The organism is Stenotrophomonas sp. YJH_SMC_79, assembly GCF_059367995.1.
Genome location: NZ_JCAFRK010000001.1, coordinates 1,168,381 through 1,185,031 on the forward strand (window position 1 = coordinate 1,168,381; position 16,651 = coordinate 1,185,031).

The 16,651-nt window shown below is 66.7% G+C and carries 17 protein-coding genes; 13 read left to right on the forward strand and 4 right to left on the reverse strand.

Translation table 11 applies throughout. The features are described from left to right. Position 1: 1 nt before the first annotated feature. Both AC5P57_RS05860 and AC5P57_RS05865 read right to left on the reverse strand, forming a co-directional pair. Positions 2-334, reverse strand: coding sequence for an ArsR/SmtB family transcription factor (locus tag AC5P57_RS05860; protein WP_495219504.1), 333 nt, complete (start codon positions 332-334; stop codon positions 2-4). Between the two features lie 10 nt (positions 335-344). Further along, positions 345-800 (reverse strand): SRPBCC family protein, encoded by a 456-nt coding sequence (locus AC5P57_RS05865; protein WP_262235653.1) that lies wholly within the window; start codon positions 798-800, stop codon positions 345-347. A 163-nt stretch (positions 801-963) separates the two neighbouring features. On the opposite strand from AC5P57_RS05865, the gene AC5P57_RS05870 reads away from it, so the two are divergent. Then, positions 964-1,488 (forward strand): GNAT family N-acetyltransferase, encoded by a 525-nt coding sequence (locus AC5P57_RS05870; protein WP_099552901.1) that lies wholly within the window; start codon positions 964-966, stop codon positions 1,486-1,488. A gap of 26 nt (positions 1,489-1,514) precedes the next feature. Here the strand turns inward: AC5P57_RS05870 and AC5P57_RS05875 are convergent, their stop codons facing one another. After that, positions 1,515-2,354, reverse strand: coding sequence for an oxidoreductase (locus AC5P57_RS05875; RefSeq protein ID WP_262235654.1), 840 nt, complete (start codon positions 2,352-2,354; stop codon positions 1,515-1,517). A gap of 102 nt (positions 2,355-2,456) precedes the next feature. On the opposite strand from AC5P57_RS05875, the gene AC5P57_RS05880 reads away from it, so the two are divergent. From AC5P57_RS05880 to AC5P57_RS05890, 3 genes are all read left to right on the forward strand, one after another. Then, on the forward strand, positions 2,457-3,407 hold the full coding sequence (locus AC5P57_RS05880; protein ID WP_262235655.1) for an AraC family transcriptional regulator: 951 nt from the start codon (positions 2,457-2,459) through the stop codon (positions 3,405-3,407). Between the two features lie 122 nt (positions 3,408-3,529). After that, on the forward strand, positions 3,530-4,117 hold the full coding sequence (locus AC5P57_RS05885) for a TetR/AcrR family transcriptional regulator (RefSeq protein WP_099552899.1): 588 nt from the start codon (positions 3,530-3,532) through the stop codon (positions 4,115-4,117). 91 nt (positions 4,118-4,208) lie between these two features. Beyond that, positions 4,209-4,703 carry a hypothetical protein gene (locus tag AC5P57_RS05890; protein ID WP_262235656.1) on the forward strand — a complete coding sequence of 165 codons (495 nt, stop codon included), beginning with the start codon at positions 4,209-4,211 and terminating at the stop codon, positions 4,701-4,703. A 34-nt stretch (positions 4,704-4,737) separates the two neighbouring features. Here AC5P57_RS05890 and ftrA read toward each other — a convergent pair whose 3' ends face one another. Further along, positions 4,738-5,739, reverse strand: coding sequence for a transcriptional regulator FtrA (gene ftrA, locus AC5P57_RS05895; RefSeq protein WP_099552897.1), 1,002 nt, complete (start codon positions 5,737-5,739; stop codon positions 4,738-4,740). 264 nt (positions 5,740-6,003) lie between these two features. Between ftrA and AC5P57_RS05900 the strand changes: the two genes are divergently transcribed. The 9 genes from AC5P57_RS05900 to AC5P57_RS05940 all read left to right on the forward strand — a co-directional run bounded on the left by AC5P57_RS05900 (position 6,004) and on the right by AC5P57_RS05940 (position 16,595). Beyond that, positions 6,004-8,580, forward strand: a complete 2,577-nt coding sequence (locus AC5P57_RS05900; protein ID WP_262235658.1) for a TonB-dependent receptor plug domain-containing protein — start codon at positions 6,004-6,006, stop codon at positions 8,578-8,580. A gap of 52 nt (positions 8,581-8,632) precedes the next feature. Continuing rightward, on the forward strand, positions 8,633-9,214 hold the full coding sequence (gene msuE, locus AC5P57_RS05905; protein WP_262235659.1) for an FMN reductase: 582 nt from the start codon (positions 8,633-8,635) through the stop codon (positions 9,212-9,214). Positions 9,215-9,370: 156 nt separating this feature from the next. Next, positions 9,371-9,733 (forward strand): DUF3088 family protein, encoded by a 363-nt coding sequence (locus AC5P57_RS05910; protein WP_032960011.1) that lies wholly within the window; start codon positions 9,371-9,373, stop codon positions 9,731-9,733. 14 nt (positions 9,734-9,747) lie between these two features. After that, positions 9,748-10,725 carry an MsnO8 family LLM class oxidoreductase gene (locus AC5P57_RS05915; RefSeq protein ID WP_262235660.1) on the forward strand — a complete coding sequence of 326 codons (978 nt, stop codon included), beginning with the start codon at positions 9,748-9,750 and terminating at the stop codon, positions 10,723-10,725. A gap of 18 nt (positions 10,726-10,743) precedes the next feature. Beyond that, positions 10,744-12,087 (forward strand): LLM class flavin-dependent oxidoreductase, encoded by a 1,344-nt coding sequence (locus AC5P57_RS05920; protein ID WP_099552893.1) that lies wholly within the window; start codon positions 10,744-10,746, stop codon positions 12,085-12,087. A 4-nt stretch (positions 12,088-12,091) separates the two neighbouring features. After that, positions 12,092-13,312, forward strand: coding sequence for a M20 aminoacylase family protein (locus AC5P57_RS05925; protein WP_262235661.1), 1,221 nt, complete (start codon positions 12,092-12,094; stop codon positions 13,310-13,312). Continuing rightward, positions 13,309-13,860: a GNAT family N-acetyltransferase gene (locus AC5P57_RS05930; RefSeq protein ID WP_106549611.1), complete on the forward strand. Its 552-nt coding sequence runs from the start codon at positions 13,309-13,311 to the stop codon at positions 13,858-13,860. The genes AC5P57_RS05925 and AC5P57_RS05930 overlap by 4 nt, the downstream gene beginning before the upstream one ends. Continuing rightward, positions 13,857-15,602, forward strand: coding sequence for an amino acid ABC transporter permease/ATP-binding protein (locus AC5P57_RS05935; protein ID WP_315974207.1), 1,746 nt, complete (start codon positions 13,857-13,859; stop codon positions 15,600-15,602). Before AC5P57_RS05930 ends, AC5P57_RS05935 begins: the two co-directional genes overlap by 4 nt. Positions 15,603-15,617: 15 nt before the next feature. Beyond that, positions 15,618-16,595 carry an ABC transporter substrate-binding protein gene (locus AC5P57_RS05940; RefSeq protein ID WP_262235662.1) on the forward strand — a complete coding sequence of 326 codons (978 nt, stop codon included), beginning with the start codon at positions 15,618-15,620 and terminating at the stop codon, positions 16,593-16,595. The last annotated feature ends 56 nt before the right edge of the window (positions 16,596-16,651 follow it).

A 16,651-nucleotide genomic window follows, 5' to 3' on the forward strand; every position in this document is an offset into this window, starting at 1 on the left:
GTCATTCTCCTTCCAGTTCTCGTTTCAGGTCATGCAGCAGGCTCAGGCGCTGCTGCTCGAACTTGCGTACCCAGCGCTCATAGACTTCATGCAGCGGCACCGGGTTGATGAAGTGCAGCTTCTCGCGGCCACGGCGCACGGTGCTGATCAGGTTGGCGTCTTCCAGCAGGCCCAGGTGCTGGGTGACCGATTGCCGGGCCATGTCCAGGTGCTCGCACAACTGGCCGAGCGTCTGGCCGTTGTCTTCGCAGAGCAGATCCAGCAGCGTGCGGCGCGTGGGATCGGCCAGTGCCTTGAAAACTCTGTCTGCGTCGCGCACGTGGTCTATTGCCATGGGGAGGTCTTCAATTCCAGTTGTCGATCCTGACGTCGTGTGGGTTGGGCTGGCCCTTGCCGGTTTCCAGCAGCGCCTTCAGGCTCATCAGGAACACCGCCCACTTGGTGCTGCAGTGGGAGGTGAACTCGACGCGCTCTTTCCAGCCTTCGTGGGTGAACAGGACGATGCAGTAGTCGCCTTCCTGCTTCAGCACGAAGCGCGCGTGGGTGCCGATCCATTCGGCAGGTCCGGCGAGGAACCGCCACAGCACGAGCTCGCTGGGGGTGAGCTGTTCCAGCTTCATTTCCATGGCGCCGATTTCCTGGCCGTTGTTCGTGAAGCGCACCTTGACCGTGCCGCCAGCTTCGCGGTCGCCCTGTGTGTCTTCGGCCCACCAGGCGGCCACGCCTTCGGGGGTGGCCAGGGCCTGGTACACCTGGCTTGCGGGGGCCTTGATGCCGACCCTGTGTGCGATATCCACCATTGCAGGTTCCTCGCGTGGGCGGGCGGGTGCCGTCCTTGGGATGACTATATGCAGGCAAATGCCTGCATGTCAAATCCGGCCCACGGACTTCCGGCCTTGGTAGTGCCGGCCGCTGGCCGGCATCCTCGTGGCAGTTGATTGACGCGTTGAAAGGAGTGCGCGCATGACTGAAACAGGAAAGGACACCTTGAACATCCGCCGCGCCAGCGTGGCCGATGCGCCTGCGGTGCTGGCATTGTTCGATGAGGTGATCGAATGGTTCGTGTCGATCGGCAATCTGCAGCAATGGGGCAGTGAACCGTGGTCGACGATGCCGCGCCGGATCACCCAGGTGACCGATGCGTGCGCGCTGCCGGGTGCATGGGTGGCGCAGGACCAGCAGGGCGGGGTGCACGCATTCCTGGCGCTGGGCGAGTCGATGCCCTACGTGCCTGCGCCCATCGGGCCGGAGCTGTATGTGCGGGTACTGGTGGCCTCGCGTGAGGTGCGCGTGCGTGGCATTGGCCGCCGCCTGATGGCATTTGCCGACGAGCAGGCACGCGCTGCCGGCCTCGATCATCTGCGCGTGGACTGCTACGGCGGAGGCAGCGGCGACCTGGTGCGCTTCTATGAGTCCTGCGGCTACACGCGCATCGCGCCGTTCAATGTGGACGGCTGGCCGGGGATGTTGCTGGCGCGAAAGCTCTGACGTGGTAGCGCGGTTACCGCTTGAACTCAGCCCGGGCCGTCGGTCGAACGGCTCAGCTGTTCCCACGCGTCGATGCTTTTGGCCATCGTATCCAGCTTCGCCCGCACCAGCTGCAATGCATCACTGCCCAGCAGCAGGTGGCGGGGCGGGGCGTCGCTGTCGATGACCTGCAGCATGGCCTGCGCAGCCTTCACTGGATCACCGAGCTGGTGGCCACTCTTTGCTTCGCGCGCGCTGCGGATGGGATCGAACAATGCGTCGTAGTCGTCAATGCTGCGCGGCGCCCGCGCCATCGAGCGGCCAGCCCAGTCGGTGCGGAATGAGCCCGGCGCGACGGCCGTGACGTGGATACCAAACGGCGCGACTTCCTTGCCAAGCACTTCGCTGATGCCCTCCAGTGCGAACTTGCTGCCGCAGTACCAGGCGATGCCCGGCATCGTGATGAAACCGCCCATGGAGGTGATGTTGAGGATGTGGCCGCGGCGCCGCGCGCGCATGTGCGGCAGCACCGCTTTGATCAGCGCGGCCGGAGCGAACACGTTTACTTCGAACTGCTGCCGCAGCTCAGCGAGCGTGGATTCTTCGAGGATGCCTTCGTGGCCGTAGCCAGCGTTGTTGACCAGCACGTCGATGCTGCCGATGTTGGTTTCGATATCGGCGACGAGTGCATTGATGGCGGCGGTATCGGTTACGTCCAGCAGGCGGCCGAATGCGCGGCCGGGCGCCAGCGCTTCGAACGCCTGGCGGGCGGTTTCGTTGCGCACGGTGCCGACTACGCGATGGCCGGCCAGCAGGGCCTGTTGGGCAAGGGCGCGGCCGAAGCCGCTGCTGACACCGGTGATGAGGAGAAGGCGGGAAGAGGTCATGAGGGAGCGTTCGTGGTGGGTAGTGCTTGCACGTTAGTGCTTGAACGACCGGGCTCACAGGCCTAGGATTCGGCCATTCTTGCCTATTCCTCTGGAGTGCCCGTGCCGGTAGTCAACTCCCTGCAACGGCAGGTGCAGGCGCGCATGGTCGGCCTGCTGAAGACGCTGGCGGTGGAGGAGGGCTATACGCTCACGCCCCTGCCGGGGGTGCGGTTGCTGCGATCGGACCGGCCACTGGCGCGCACGCCGGTGCTGTACGACCCCGGCATCGTGATCGTCTGCCAAGGCGTGAAACGGGGTTATCTGGGCGGGCAGGTCTACCAGTACGACGCACAGCACTACCTGGCAGTGTCGGTGCCGGTACCGTTCACCATGGAAACCGATGCGTCGGCAGAGGTGCCGCTGCTGGCTATCTACCTGCATCTGGATCTGCAGCTGGCGGTGGATCTGCTGATCGAACTGGGCGAACAGGCAGGCACCTCGGAGACACCGGCGCAGAGCATGATGTCCAGCCCGATGCAGGCGCCGATGCAGGTCACGGTGCTGCGCCTGTTGGAGGCGCTGACCGACCCGTTGGAGGCTGCCGTGCTCGGCCCGGCGTTGGTGCGTGAGGTGTACTTCCGCGTGCTGACCGGCGCACAGGGCGGCGCAATGCGCGAGGCGCTGGCCATGCGCGGGCGCTTCGGCAGCATCGGCCGGGTGCTGCGCACGATCCATGCGGGATATGCCACCGCCTTGGACGTGGGGCAACTGGCCACCGAAGCGGGCATGAGTGTGGCGACCTTCCACGACCACTTCCGCGCGATTACCGGCACGTCGCCGATGCAGTACGTGAAGTCGACCCGCCTGCACCAGGCACGGCTGCTGATGCTGCGGCAGGGGATGACTGCCGAAGCGGCGGCGCTGGCGGTGGGGTATGCCAGTCCGTCCCAGTTCAACCGTGAGTTCAAGCGCCTGTTCGCGCTGCCGCCGGCGGCCGAGGTCGCGCGGATGCGGCGCAGTTTCTCGCTGCCACCTCCGCCCGCCGATGCGGTGTACGTGTCTTCGCATTGAGGGGGCATTCGAAGGTCACGTTGCCAGCAAGCCGGCCTGCGGCCGTCTCTACCGGGGCGATGCCCGGCGGGTGCAGCAGAGAGTGGTTGACAGGGCATCTACCTACTAGTAGGTTAATTGCCATGAAAGAGTCGCTCTCGCCCAAAGCCCAGGAGATCCTGGCGCATGCCCGATCGCTGCTGGAAGCCGGTGGTTACAACGGTTTCAGCTATGCCGACGTGTCGGCGCGGGTGAACATCAGCAAGGCCAGCATCCACCACCACTTCCCCAGCAAGGCGGACCTGGTGCGCACGGTGGTTGAACTGTACCGGGCCGAGGCGCGTGAAGGCCTGGCGCTGCTGGACCGGCAGTTGGGCGACCCGTTGCAGGAACTCAATGCCTATGTGGATTACTGGTCCAGCTGCATTGCAGGGGGGACGTCCTCGTTCTGCATCTGCGCGATGCTGGCCGCCGAAGCGCCGATGATTCCGGACGAAATTGCCGAGGAAGTGCGCGGCCATTTCGAGGACCTGAGCGGCTGGCTGGCGGTGACTCTGGAGAAGGGCGCTGCCATGGGCCAGCTGCAGTTGCAGGCCTCGGCGGCCGATGAGGCCAAGGCGTTCATGTCCTCGGTGCATGGCGCCATGCTGGCTGCGCGCGGTTTCGGTGATGCGGCCACGTTCGCGACGCTGGCCCGGCTGGCCATCGCGCGGGTGAGCGCAGCCGCCTGACGTTTGTGTGATGGGCCTGCGGCTATGCGGGCCTTCTTTTCAGTCCATTAGCCTACCTACTAGTAGGTTCAACTCATCAGCGGAGATACCGATGGCACATCCCCTTACCCTACCCGGAGCGATCCATACCGCTATCAGCCTGGTGCCGATCCTGGCCGGCCTGTATGGCTTCATCCGCCACCGGGCGATCGATCCCGGCACGCGTTCGGGCAGGATCTATCTGGTTGGCCTGGTGCTGTCGGTGGCGACCTCGTTCACCGTGTCCAGCACCGGTGGGCTCAATCCCGCCCACGCCTTCGGCGTGATCGTGCTGCTGGTGGCGTTCGGCGGTGTTCTGGCTTTGCGACTGCGTTTCCTCGGACGGCTGGCGGCCTACCTGTCGACCTTTGCGCTGTCTTTCAGCTTCCTGCTGTCGCTGGTGCCCGGCGTGAATGAAACGCTGACGCGGTTGCCGGTGGCACACCCGCTGGCGGCGGCGCCGATGGCACCGGTGGTGTTGCAGACCTTGCTCGGCTGCCTGGTAGTGTTCGTGATCGGGTTTGCCGGGCAGTGCTGGCGGATCCATCGGCGCACCACCCCGTTGTGAGCGACGCAGGCCCGCAGCACGACGTACTGCAGAATCAGCAGCCGACCAGCCGATCCGCGCCAAGACCGCCGCGATGCTGGCTGCGGTACTCGGTAGGGCTCGCATCGACCTGACCACGGAAGTGCCGACGGAAGGATTCCTGCGAACCAAAGCCGGCCTGCTCGGCGATCCACTGCAGCGGCCGGTCGGTGGTTTCCAGCAACTCACGCGCGAAAGCTACGCGCTCGCGGATCAGCCAGTCGATCGGCGACAGGCCGGTGGCTTCCAGGAACTGCCGCTGCAGGGTGCGCTGGCTGAGCGCGGCCTGCTCGGCGAGGCTGCCAAGTGAGTGTGGCTCGCGCAGATTGCGGCGCATCCATTCCATCAGCTTTGCCAACCGCGTGGGCTCGCCGTTGGGTATGGCCCGGCTGACACGCTGGCTGCGTTCGGCATCACGCCATGGCGCCAGCACCAGCCGTTCGGCTACAAGGTTGGCCACGCGCGCGCCGTAGTCCTTGCGCACCATGTGCAGCATCATGTCCATGCCGGTGGCCGAGCCGGCCGAGGTGATGATGCTGCCGGTATCTACGTAGAGCACATCCTCGCGCACATCGATGCGCGGGAAGTCGCGCGCCAGCGCTTCAGTGAGGCGCCAGTGGGTGGTGGCCTGGCGGCCATCGAGCAGCCCTGCCCATGCCAGCACGAACGCACCGGAGCAGATCGAGGCGATGCGCGCGCCGCGTGCGTGGGCACGGATGAGTGCATCAAGCAGCGCCTGTGGCGGACGCTCGCTGGGTTCGCGCCAACCGGGGATGACGATGATGTTGGCATCATCGACGCTGCTGAGATCGTAGGGGAGTTGGACCTGCGTTCCACCGAGCATGCGCAGCGCACCCGGTTCACCCGCGCACAGCTGGGTGCGGTACCAGGCGACGCCGAGTTCCGGCCGCACCGGTGCGAACAGGCCTACCGCGCAGCCGAATTCGAACAGCCCCTGGCCGTGGCAGGCCACGATGGCAACGAGTGGCGCGGTGGGATCGGCAGGTGGGCTGGGCATGGCTTGATGCTACGGGTGGCGGTGCGCGGCGCTGAGTGGTGCGCGGGCATGAGGTGATGCCGGGCGGGCATATGGAAACCGGGGTCGGAGCCCTTTTCCTTTGAAAAGGGATCCGACCCCCATGCGTGTGGGCCACCTAACGTCATTACCAGCGGTCATGTGGGTGGCCGGATATGACGGTTGGGTGACGTGATCCCGCCTGTCGCACCAGGTGAACAGGCCCTTGAATGGAAGCGTGTTTCCGGCCCACTCCCACGAGCCCCCATGCCTGCCGCCCACGCCCCTGTCCTGAGTACTCTCGCCGTCCTGATCCCGGCTGTCCTCGCCGCCTCGCCCAGCCATGCGGCTGAAGCCAATGCAGATCCTGCTGCCACCGCCGCGACGGCCAACGTGGCAGCGTCCACGTTGGATGCCGTGGTGGTCACCGGCTCACGCACCAGCACGCGCACGGTGAAGAACAGTTCCACACCGATCGATGTGATTTCCGCAGAGGACCTTGCTGCGACCGGCCAGGGCAACCTGCTGGAAGCGCTGCAGCGCAGCCTGCCGTCGCTGAGCCAGATTGGCGGCTACCAGAGCGACCAGGAAAGCCTGATCCGCGGCTACCAGCTGCGCAACCTGTCACCGGGTTACACGCTGGTGCTGGTGAACGGAAAGCGCCGCAATGCCAGTGCCTACGTGAGCGGGGCCAACGGTGGTGGCTTTCCGGGGCACGCCTGGGCTGACCTCGCGCTGATTCCAGTGTCGGCCATCGACCATGTGGAAGTGCTGCGCGATGGCGCTTCGGCCATCTATGGCTCGGATGCGATCACCGGCGTGGTCAACGTGATCCTGAAATCGCAGGCACACGGTGGCGATGTGTCGGTGGAAAGCGGGCAGAGCACCGACGGCGATGGCTCGCGCACCAGCGTGCGTGCCAACGTGGGCCTGCCGTGGGGCCAGGATGGCTTCGTGAACCTGTCCGGCGAGACCACGCGGCAGCACCACGCGATCCGTACCCGCCGCTACATCGATGGCTATCTGAGCTATCCGGCGGTGGATGCCAACGGCAATCTGGTGGCGTTGCGGCCAAACAACCGGCTGCCGGCCGGCGCCTCGCCCAACCCGGCAGAAGCCAGCCGCAATGCCGAGGCCAACACGATTCTCAGTTCCCCGTCGTATGCGCTGAAGGCGTTTGCGGTGAACGTGGGCCATGGCCTGGGCGACAGCGCGCAGTTCTACGCCAATGCCACGGCCAGTGACCGTACCGCGCAGGCGATCCAGAACTTCCGCCTGCCGGCGACCATCTTCACCACCTACAAGGCGCGCGGCGTGCTGAGCGTGTTTCCCGATGGCTTCCTGCCGGTGCTGGAAACCAAGGAGAAGCAGTACACCGGCACTGCCGGTGTGAAAGGCCAGATCGCGGGCTGGGACTACGACGCCAGCCTGACCGGCAACCGCAGCACGGTACGTACCTATACCCGCAACTCGGTGAACTACTCGTTGCCGTACCCCGGCTCGCCCACGGATTTCTATGACGGCAAGCTGGACTACCAGCAGGGCATCGCCAACCTGGACCTGCGACGTGGCTTCGAGGTGGCGGCATTTGCTTCGCCGCTGGAAGTGAGCGCAGGCGCCGAATACCAGCATGAACAGTATGAGCGTGGGGCGGGGCAGTGGGAGTCGTACACCGGCTTTGGTGCTGCGGCCTTCGTCGGCTATTCCACTGCGGACGCGGTGAAGGCTACCCGCAACAGCAAGGCGGTGTACGTGGGGGCGGCCACCAACATCACCTCGCGCTGGTACCTGGATGCGGCCGCGCGCTGGGAAGACCATTCCGACTTCGGCAGTGTCTCCACCGGCCGCCTGACCACGCGCTTCGACTTCACCGATGCGCTGGGCGTGCGCGCCACGGTCAGCAACGGCTTCCACGCGCCCAGCCTGGGTGCGCAGTTCTACCAGGCCACTGGCAGCTGCCCGTGCGGCACCACGCTGGTGGCGCAGGTGTCTTCGCCGGCGGCGATCGCGCTGGGTGCCACGCCGCTGAAGCCGGAAAAGGCCACCAACTACAGCCTGGGCGTGACCTGGGACCCGAGCCCGGCGTTCCACCTGGCAGTGGACGCCTATCAGATCGACATCCGTGGCCAGCTCGGCCAGTCCAGCCAGATCGGCTACAACGCGCAGGATCCTGCACGCGTCACCGACAACAGCGGCACGGTGCTGAGTGCGGCGCAGAAGAACACCATCGATACGCTGCTGGGTACGGCCGGCATCAGCATCCTGCCGGGTGATGCCTTCTATGCCAGCTATTTCACCAACGTGGGCAACACCCGCACGCGCGGTGTCGAACTGACCCTGGAGGCGAACCAGGAAACGTCGTGGGGCAAGCTGCGCTGGAGCTACGCGGCCAACGTCGGCCGTACCACCATCCAGAAGGTCAGCGACATTCCGGGGGCGCTGCAGGGGCTGCCGAACATCAACCTGCTGACCAAGACCAGCGAGTACGCGCTGCGCTTCCGCACGCCCAGCTATACGCAGGTGGCTGGGCTGGGCTGGCAGAACGGGCGCTGGCGCTCGAACCTGGATTTCACCTACTACGGCCCGATCAAGCGCCTGAACAACGGCGTGGAATACAAGCAGCCGCCGGTGCTGGTGACCAACCTGTCCGGTGGCGTGGAACTGGGTGCGGGTTGGAGCGCGGCGCTGGGCATCAACAACGTGTTCGACAAGCGCACCCGCAAGGTGCCCGAGTACGCGCGCAGTGCCACCGACGTGGCCAGCATCGAGACGACCTGGGACAACGGCGATGTGCTGGGCAACGTTGGGGCGTACTGGTATGGGCGGGTCAGTTACCGGTTCTGAGGTTCAGGCCAAAGGCAGCCGAGCATGGCTCGGCGCTACAAGGGAGCAGTTCATGTCTTCTGCATTGAAGGTGGTTGCAGTGGTGGGGTCGCCGACCAGTTCGGCGACATCGCGCACGTTGCTGCTGGTGCGGCACCTGCTGGCGTCGTTGCAGCAGTGGGTGCATGCCAGCGTGGAGCTGGTGGAGCTGGCGCCGATCGCGCGCTCGCTGGGCCAGTCATTGTCGCGCGGTGAGGTGGAACCGGCGGTGGAACAGGCGCTGCAGACCATCGAGGCCGCCGAACTGCTGGTGGTGGCCGCGCCGGTGCATCGCGGTTCGTATCCGGGGCTGTTCAAGCACCTGGTCGATTTCATCGAACTGGAGGCGCTGGTGGATACGCCGGTGCTGCTGGCGGCGACCGGTGGCAGCGAGCGCCATGCGCTGGTGATCGACCACCAGCTGCGGCCGTTGTTCAGTTTCCTGCAGGCGCACACGCTGCCGATCGGCGTGTATGCCACGCCGGCCGACTTCGATGGCGAGCACATCAACAGTGCAGCGTTGCAGGCCCGCATCGCGCTGGCGACCGAGCGTGCGGCCGGGCATCTGGCTACGCAGGCGCTGGCGGTAGCGGCGCCGCTGCGACGCATCGCCTGATGCCATAACCGGCGGCGCTTTGCATATGGCCAAGGCGCATCTGCGTGGCCGGATCTGACCGCCGATTGTCGCCAGGCAGCGCTATGGCAGCCGCTGGCATCTCTAGCATCGATATCGAAGCGGCATCGCATTGCCGGCACAGATGAGGCCCCCCCAGTGACGCTCGACGCAGCAAGCAAACCCATCCTGTTCCTGCTCGACCGCGAATTCGAGGACGGCCAGATTCCCGGTCAGCGCTTCTTCTGCCGGCACAGCCTGTTGCTGGAAGGGGCGCTGTCGAGCATCGACGGCCTCGACGCGCAGCTGGATGTACGCCGCATCGGTTTCGCGCGGCCGCGCCGCGAGGTGATCGCCGAGATCGGCGAGCAGGACCAGTCGCTGCCGAAGCTGGTGCTGCCGCAGGGCGTGCGCAGCGACCTGGCCAGCGGCGCGCATCAGGACCGCCAGTACATCTCCGGTGCCGAGCCGATCCTGGCCGCACTGAACGGGTTGCTCGGCATTCCCGTGGCCCACCCCTGAGCGAGGACGCGACCATGAGTTATCAGATCAGCGTGCTGGACAAGAGCCCGGTGGCCGAAGGTGCCTCGCCGGAGCAGGCGCTGCGCAACAGCCTGCAGCTGGCGCAGCGTGCCGAGCAGCTGGGCTACCACCGCTACTGGTTCGCCGAACACCACGCAGCCCCGACCTTGGCCAGCCCGGCGCCGGAAGTGCTGGCGGCCTGGGTGCTGGCGCAGACCCGGCGCATCCGCATCGGCAGCGGCGGGGTGATGCTGCGCCACTACGCGCCGTACAAGGTCGCGGAGAACTTCAACCTGCTGGCGGCGTTGGCGCCAGGGCGCGTGGACCTGGGCGTGGGCAAGGCACCCGGCGGCCTGCCGGCATCGACCGCGGCGCTGGCGGCTGGGCGCCCGGCGTTCGCCGACTTCGACCAGCAACTGCGCGACCTGGAGGGCTATCTGTCCGGTGCCGAAGCCGAGGCATTGGCGCGGCCGGTTCCGCAGCAGGCGCCGGAGCGCTTCCTGCTCGGCGCCAGCCCGCAGAGCGCAAAGCAGGCGGCCGAACTCGGCTGGCGCTTCGTCTACGCCGCGCACTTCGATGGCGACCCGAAGCACATCGAGGCCGCGTTCGACGCCTACCGCAGCGTCTCCTCGCAGCCGCCGCTGCTGGCCACGGTGGCCTTTGCCGCGCCGACTGCCGAAGCCGCAGCGCGTCATATCGGTGCGCTGCGCGTCTACAAGCTGCACCTTGGTCCCGGGCAGACGGTGAACCTGCCCAGCTCAGAGGCGGCTGCCGAGTACGCGCGCCAGGTGGGCGTGGCCGACTTCCGCATCGAGGAAACGCGCCCGAGCGTGTTGTCCGGTGATGCGCAGCACGTGCGAGACGAACTGGATGCGCTGCACCGGCGTTTCGGCGTGGGCGAGTTCATTCTCGATGCGCCCGTGGCCGACCTCGACGCGCGCCTGACATCCCTTGAACTGCTGTCGCCCGCGCCGCGCGCGGCGGTGGCCTGACCTGCAGGAGCGATTCCCATGAGCACGACCCCGCGCCACATTCCATTCGGCATCATGCTGCAGGGCCCTGGCAGCCACATGCATGCCTGGAAGCATCCCTCCAACCCGGCCGATGCCAGCGTCAACCTGCAGTTCTACATCGACATCGCGCGCACCGCCGAGGATAACGGCATCGCCTTCGGCTTCGTGGCCGACGGCCTGTACATCAATGAGAAGTCGATCCCGCACTTCCTCAACCGCTTCGAGCCGATCTCGCTGCTGTCGGCGCTGGCCACGGCAACGAAGAAGATCGGCCTGGCCGGCACGCTGTCGACCTCCTACAGCGACCCGTTCACCGTTGCCCGCCAGTTCGCCTCGCTGGACCTGCTCAGCGGCGGCCGCGCCGGCTGGAACGTGGTGACCTCGCCGTTGGAAGGTTCGGGCCGCAACTATGGCCGGCCGCATCCGGAGCATGCGCTGCGCTACCAGATCGCCGACGAGTATCTGGACGTGGTGCAGGGGCTGTGGGATTCCTGGGATGACGATGCCTTCGTGCGCGAGCGCGACAGCGGCACGTTCTTCGCGCCGGAAAAGTTCCGCCGGCTCGACCACAAGGGCCGCTTTTTCCAGGTGGAAGGTCCGCTCAACATCCAGCGCTCGCCACAGGGCCAGCCGGTGATCTTCCAGGCCGGTTCGTCCGATGATGGCATTGCGTTGGCCGGCAAGTACGCCGATGCGGTGTTCACCCATTCGCCATCGCTGGAAGAAACCCGCGCGTTCACCCAGAAGGTGAAGAACTCGGCGATTGCACACGGCCGCAGCGGCAATGACGTGAAGATCTTCCCGGGCATCGGCCCCATCATCGGCCGCACCGCCGAGGAGGCCGAGGCCAAGTACCAGGCAATCGCCGCACTGGCCACGCTTGAGGATGCGCTGGCCTATCTCGGCCGCTTCTTCGATCACCACGATTTCAGCCAGTACGACCCGGACGCGCCCTTCCCGGAGCTGGGCGACATCGGCAGCAACTCGTTCCGCTCCACCACCGACCGCATCAAGCAGGATGCGCGTGAGAAGGGCTTGAGCCTGCGCCAGGTGGCATTGGAAGCAGTGAGCCCGCGACCGAACTTCATCGGTACGCCGGAGCATGTGGCCGATGAGCTGATCCGCTGGTTCGATGCCGGTGCCAGCGACGGCTTCATCCTTGGATTCGCCGCACAGCGCGAAGGCCTGGACGATTTCGTGACCCAGGTGCTTCCGATCCTGCAGGCGCGCGGCTACCACCAGCGCGAGCTGGAGGGACAGACCCTGCGCGAGCATCTGGGCCTGCCGTACAAGGCCAGCCGCCATGCGACCGACGCCGAACCGGCGCGGAAGGTGGGGTAAGGCGATGAGCGGAGAATCCGCAGTAGCGCCGGGCCATGCCCGGCGGAATTCCCAAGCGACGGGCGTATTGCCGGAGATCGCGGCACGCGCCGAGGCCGCCATCGCGATCCGCCATGACCTGCACCAGCACCCGGAGCTGGCCTTCGAGGAGCACCGCACCAGCGCCCGAGTGGCCGAACTGCTGCAGCAGTGGGGCTATGAGGTGACTACCGGCCTCGGTGGCACCGGCGTGGTCGGTACGCTGCAGCGCGGGCAGGGCAGCCGTCGTCTCGGCCTGCGCGCCGACATCGATGCACTGCCGATCCACGAGGCGTCCGGGCTGGCCTACGCCAGCCAGACCGAGGGGCTGATGCATGCCTGTGGCCACGATGGGCATACCGCCATCCTGCTGTCCGCCGCGCATTACCTGGCCCATCACGGCGATATCGACGGCACCCTGCAACTGGTGTTCCAGCCGGCCGAGGAAACGGGTTCGGGCGCGTCGAAGATGATTGCCGACGGCCTGTTCGAGCGCTTCCCGGTGGATGCGATCTATGGCCTGCACAACTGGCCGGGCGTGCCGGTGGGCCACTTCGGCTTTGTCGATGGCCCGGCGATGGCGTCGGTGGACTGGGCGCGGCTGAAGGTGATCGGCAAGGGCGGCCACGGTGCCGAGCCGCAGGGCAGCGTCGACCCGATCCTGGCGGCTGCGCACATCGTCACCGCGCTGCAGAGCGTAGTGTCGCGCAACGTCGATCCGCGGCAGATGGGCGTGGTCACGGTCGGTTCGATCCACGGCGGGCAGGCGGCCAATGTAATCCCGGACGTGGTCGAGCTGAAGCTGACCGTGCGCGCCTACCTGCCGGAGGTCCGTGACGTCCTGCGGCGCCGGGTCACCGAGGTCGCCGAGCAGACCGCCGCGGCATTTGGCGCGCGCGCCGAGATCGAGTTCCCGCGCGGTTTCCCCAGCGTGATCAACCACCCGCAGCAGACCGCCTACATCCGCGAGGTGGCGCTGCAGGGCTTCGGCAGCGAACACCTAGTGCCCGGATTCGCGCCGCGCACGGCCAGCGAGGATTTCGCCTTCCTGCTGCAGGCGCGGCCCGGCAGCTTCGTGTTCGTGGGCAACGGTGACAGCGCCCCGCTGCACAGCCCGCGCTATGTGTTCAACGACGCGGCCATCGCACCCGCCGCCAGCCTGTGGGCACGGCTGGCCGAAGACTATCTGGCGAAGGACGCGACATGAGCAGCAACGAACGCTTCCTCTATACCTCGGTGGATGATCCGCTGGCACGGCCACTGTTCGATGGCCTGGAGCAGGAGTACGACAGCCGCTACGCCGACGTGCGCCGCCGCATCGGCGGCAGCGCCCGCGAGGAACTGCAGCGCTACCCGGCGCAGGCCTTCGCCGCACCGGTAGGGGCGTTCGTGCTGCTGCTGCGTGATGGCGCTGCCATCTCGGGTGGCGCCTTCATGCCGCATCGTGATCCGGATACCGCCGAGTTCAAGCGCATCTGGACGCTGCCCGGGCTGCGCCGCCAGGGCATCGCGCGGCGCGTGCTGCAGGAGCTGGAAGACCAGGCGGCACGCCAGGGCTATCGGCGCGTGTTCCTGACCACCGGCTTCCGCCAGCCGGAGGCGGTCGGCCTGTACCTCAGCCATGGCTACACCGCGCTGTTCGATCTGGACGCGGATCCGGAAACCATCGCGCACCTGCCGTTCGAGAAGCTTCTTGGGCAACCGGCGCCAGTGCTTTCGCCGTCCCAGACAGTGCTGCACGGAGCCCACGCATGAGTACGCCGTCGTCTGCGCTTGAGGGGATCACTGCGCGCCCAGCGCCAGCGCCCGAGTTGAAGGTCGTACCGGCCCGGCATCCGCTGCAGGTGGTTGGCACGGTGCTGGCGCTGGCGCTGATCCTGATCGGCCTTCAATCAGTACTTGGCAATCCGCGTTGGGGCTGGGGCACCTTTGCCGAATGGTTCTTCGCACGCCCAGTGCTTGAAGGCCTCGGCCGCACGCTGCTGCTGACCGCACTCGGTACCGGCCTCGGTTTCGCGCTGGGCACCTTGCTGGCGCTGGCCCGCGTGTCCGGCTCGCCGCTGCTGTCTGCGGTGTCGTGGGGCTACGTGTGGCTGTTCCGCTCGATCCCGCTGCTGGTGCTGTTGTTGCTGCTGAACAACCTGGGCTACCTGTACAGCACCATCGAGCTGGGCGTGCCGTTCACTGGCATCAGTCTGTTCTCGTACCCGACCACGCAATTGATCGGCGTGTTCACCGCAGCAGTACTGGGCCTGACCCTGAACCAGGCGGCGTTCTCGGCCGAGGTGATTCGTGGCGGCATTCTCTCGGTCGACCACGGACAGTATGAGGCGGCCGCTGCGCTTGGCCTGCCGCGTGGCCGCCAGGTGCGCCGCATCATCCTGCCGCAGGCAATGCGCTCGATCCTGCCGGCCGCGTTCAACGATGTGATCGGCCTGGCCAAGAGCACGTCGGTGGTCTACGTGCTGGCGTTGCCGGAGCTGTTCTACACCGTGCAGGTGATCTACCGCCGCAATCTGGAGGTGGTGCCGCTGCTGATGGTGGCCACAGTCTGGTACCTGGTGATCCTGACCGTGCTGTCGCTGCTGCAGCGGCGCGTGGAGCAGCGCTTTGCGCGCGGCCAGCTGCTGCGTGAGCGCTCGGTGTCGCGCGTGTCATCGTCCCCGCGCGTGCAGAGCGATGGTGCGCCGCGCGTGATCAACCGCCCGCGCATCGCCACCCAGGTGGAAGCGGGCGAGGGTGCGGCGGTGTCGCTGCACGGTGTGGGCAAAGTGTTCGGCGATCAGCCGGTGCTGGAAGACGTGAACCTGGATCTGCGCGCTGGAAGCGTGACGGTGTTGATCGGGCCATCTGGTGCGGGGAAATCCACGCTGCTGCGGCTGATCAATCACCTGGAACGCGCCGACAGCGGATACGTGACCGTTGGCGGCCAGCTGATCGGCTACCGCCGCGACGGTGACACGCTGTACGAACTGCCTGAGCGCGAGATCCGCCGCCGTCGTGCGGAAGTGGGCATGGTGTTCCAGGGCTTCAACCTGTTCCCGCACCTGACCGCGCTGGAGAACATCATCGAGGCGCCGATCGCCGTGCGCGGCGTACCACGCGCGCAGGCCGAAGAGCAGGCGCGCACGCTGCTGGAGCGGGTCGGCCTGGCCGACAAGGCCGATGCGTTCCCACGCCAGTTGTCAGGCGGCCAGCAACAGCGCATCGCGATTGCCCGCGCGCTGGCGCTGCAACCGAAGGTGCTGTTGTTCGACGAACCCACCTCGGCGCTGGACCCGGAGCTGGTGGCGGAAGTGCTCAGTGTGATCGAAGAGCTGGCCCGCTCCGGCACCACGCTGGTGATCGTCACCCATGAGCTGGGATTTGCCCGCCGCGTGGCCGACCACGTGGTGATGATGGACCAGGGCCGGGTGATCGAGCAGGGCACGCCCGACGCCGTGTTCGAGCGACCGCGCCAGCAACGTACCGCCGACTTCCTGGCCAAGACTCTGTAACCCTCAAGGAATGCCATGAGCCCTGCATCCCCCCGTCGCCCCTCGCGCAGCACCCTGTTGATTGCAGGCGTGCTGGTCATCGGCATCGCCGGCATCGTCTATTCGCGCGTGCGCCAGGCCCCGGAGGCTGCGGCGGTGGCTGCGACCAGCCTGGCCGGAGCGAACAGCACCGTGCTGAAGGGCACGCTAGATCCCAAGGCGCAGGCCTTGATTCCCGCCGGCTACCGCTTTGTCACGCCGGGTGCGTTCACCGTGGCGACCCACCCGGGCCAGCTGCCACTGGCCGACTACGGCGCCGACAGCAAGGACGTGGTCGGCATCGAGCCCGACATCGCACGGCTGATCGCCGATGGGCTGGGCCTGAAGCTGGTGATCGTGCCGGTGGCCTGGGCCGACTGGCCGCTGGGGCTGGAGTCGGGCAAGTACGATGCGGTGCTGTCGAATGTGACGGTCACCGAAGAGCGCAAGAAGAAGTTCGATTTCTCCAGCTACCGTTACGACCTGCTGGGCATCTACACGCGCACTGATGGGCCGATCCAGAAGATCGAGAAGCCGGCGGATGTGGCGGGGCTGAAGGTGGTGGTGGGTGCCAGCACCAACCAGGACCAGATCCTGCGCCAGTGGGACCAGCAGAACATTGCGGCCGGCTTGAAGCCGGTGGAGTACCAGTACTTCGATGACGCCGTGGTCGGCCGGTTGGCGGTGATCACTGGCCGCGCCGATGTCTCGTTCGAGCCCAATGCCACCGGCGCGTACTCGGCACGCGACGGCAAGGTGCGGCGTGTGGGCCTGTTCCCGGGTGGCTGGCCGAACGCCGCGGCGATCTCGGTGACCACGCGCAAGGGCAGCGGCCTGGCCGATGCGGTGACGCAGGCGCTGAACACGCAGATTGGCAGCGGCACCTATGCGCAGGCGCTGAAGCGGTGGAATGTGGCCGAGGAAGCCGTGCCGCAGTCGCAGACCAATCCGCCGGGGTTGCCGACGCTGCAATGACGCCGGGCGTGGCCCGGCGCTACCGCTGCTTTTGTAGAGCCGAGCCATGCTCGGCT

What these genes read in the sequence shown, in the direction of transcription:
- AC5P57_RS05860 (WP_495219504.1), bottom strand. Translation starts at nt 334, where the DNA reads ATGGCAATAGACCACGTGCGCGACGCAGACAGAGTTTTCAAGGCACTG.
- AC5P57_RS05865 (WP_262235653.1), bottom strand. Translation starts at nt 800, where the DNA reads ATGGTGGATATCGCACACAGGGTCGGCATCAAGGCCCCCGCAAGCCAG.
- AC5P57_RS05870 (WP_099552901.1), top strand. Translation starts at nt 964, where the DNA reads ATGACTGAAACAGGAAAGGACACCTTGAACATCCGCCGCGCCAGCGTG.
- AC5P57_RS05875 (WP_262235654.1), bottom strand. Translation starts at nt 2,354, where the DNA reads ATGACCTCTTCCCGCCTTCTCCTCATCACCGGTGTCAGCAGCGGCTTC.
- AC5P57_RS05885 (WP_099552899.1), top strand. Translation starts at nt 3,530, where the DNA reads ATGAAAGAGTCGCTCTCGCCCAAAGCCCAGGAGATCCTGGCGCATGCC.
- AC5P57_RS05890 (WP_262235656.1), top strand. Translation starts at nt 4,209, where the DNA reads ATGGCACATCCCCTTACCCTACCCGGAGCGATCCATACCGCTATCAGC.
- ftrA (WP_099552897.1), bottom strand. Translation starts at nt 5,739, where the DNA reads ATGCCCAGCCCACCTGCCGATCCCACCGCGCCACTCGTTGCCATCGTG.
- AC5P57_RS05900 (WP_262235658.1), top strand. Translation starts at nt 6,004, where the DNA reads ATGCCTGCCGCCCACGCCCCTGTCCTGAGTACTCTCGCCGTCCTGATC.
- msuE (WP_262235659.1), top strand. Translation starts at nt 8,633, where the DNA reads ATGTCTTCTGCATTGAAGGTGGTTGCAGTGGTGGGGTCGCCGACCAGT.
- AC5P57_RS05915 (WP_262235660.1), top strand. Translation starts at nt 9,748, where the DNA reads ATGAGTTATCAGATCAGCGTGCTGGACAAGAGCCCGGTGGCCGAAGGT.
- AC5P57_RS05920 (WP_099552893.1), top strand. Translation starts at nt 10,744, where the DNA reads ATGAGCACGACCCCGCGCCACATTCCATTCGGCATCATGCTGCAGGGC.
- AC5P57_RS05925 (WP_262235661.1), top strand. Translation starts at nt 12,092, where the DNA reads ATGAGCGGAGAATCCGCAGTAGCGCCGGGCCATGCCCGGCGGAATTCC.
- AC5P57_RS05930 (WP_106549611.1), top strand. Translation starts at nt 13,309, where the DNA reads ATGAGCAGCAACGAACGCTTCCTCTATACCTCGGTGGATGATCCGCTG.
- AC5P57_RS05935 (WP_315974207.1), top strand. Translation starts at nt 13,857, where the DNA reads ATGAGTACGCCGTCGTCTGCGCTTGAGGGGATCACTGCGCGCCCAGCG.
- AC5P57_RS05940 (WP_262235662.1), top strand. Translation starts at nt 15,618, where the DNA reads ATGAGCCCTGCATCCCCCCGTCGCCCCTCGCGCAGCACCCTGTTGATT.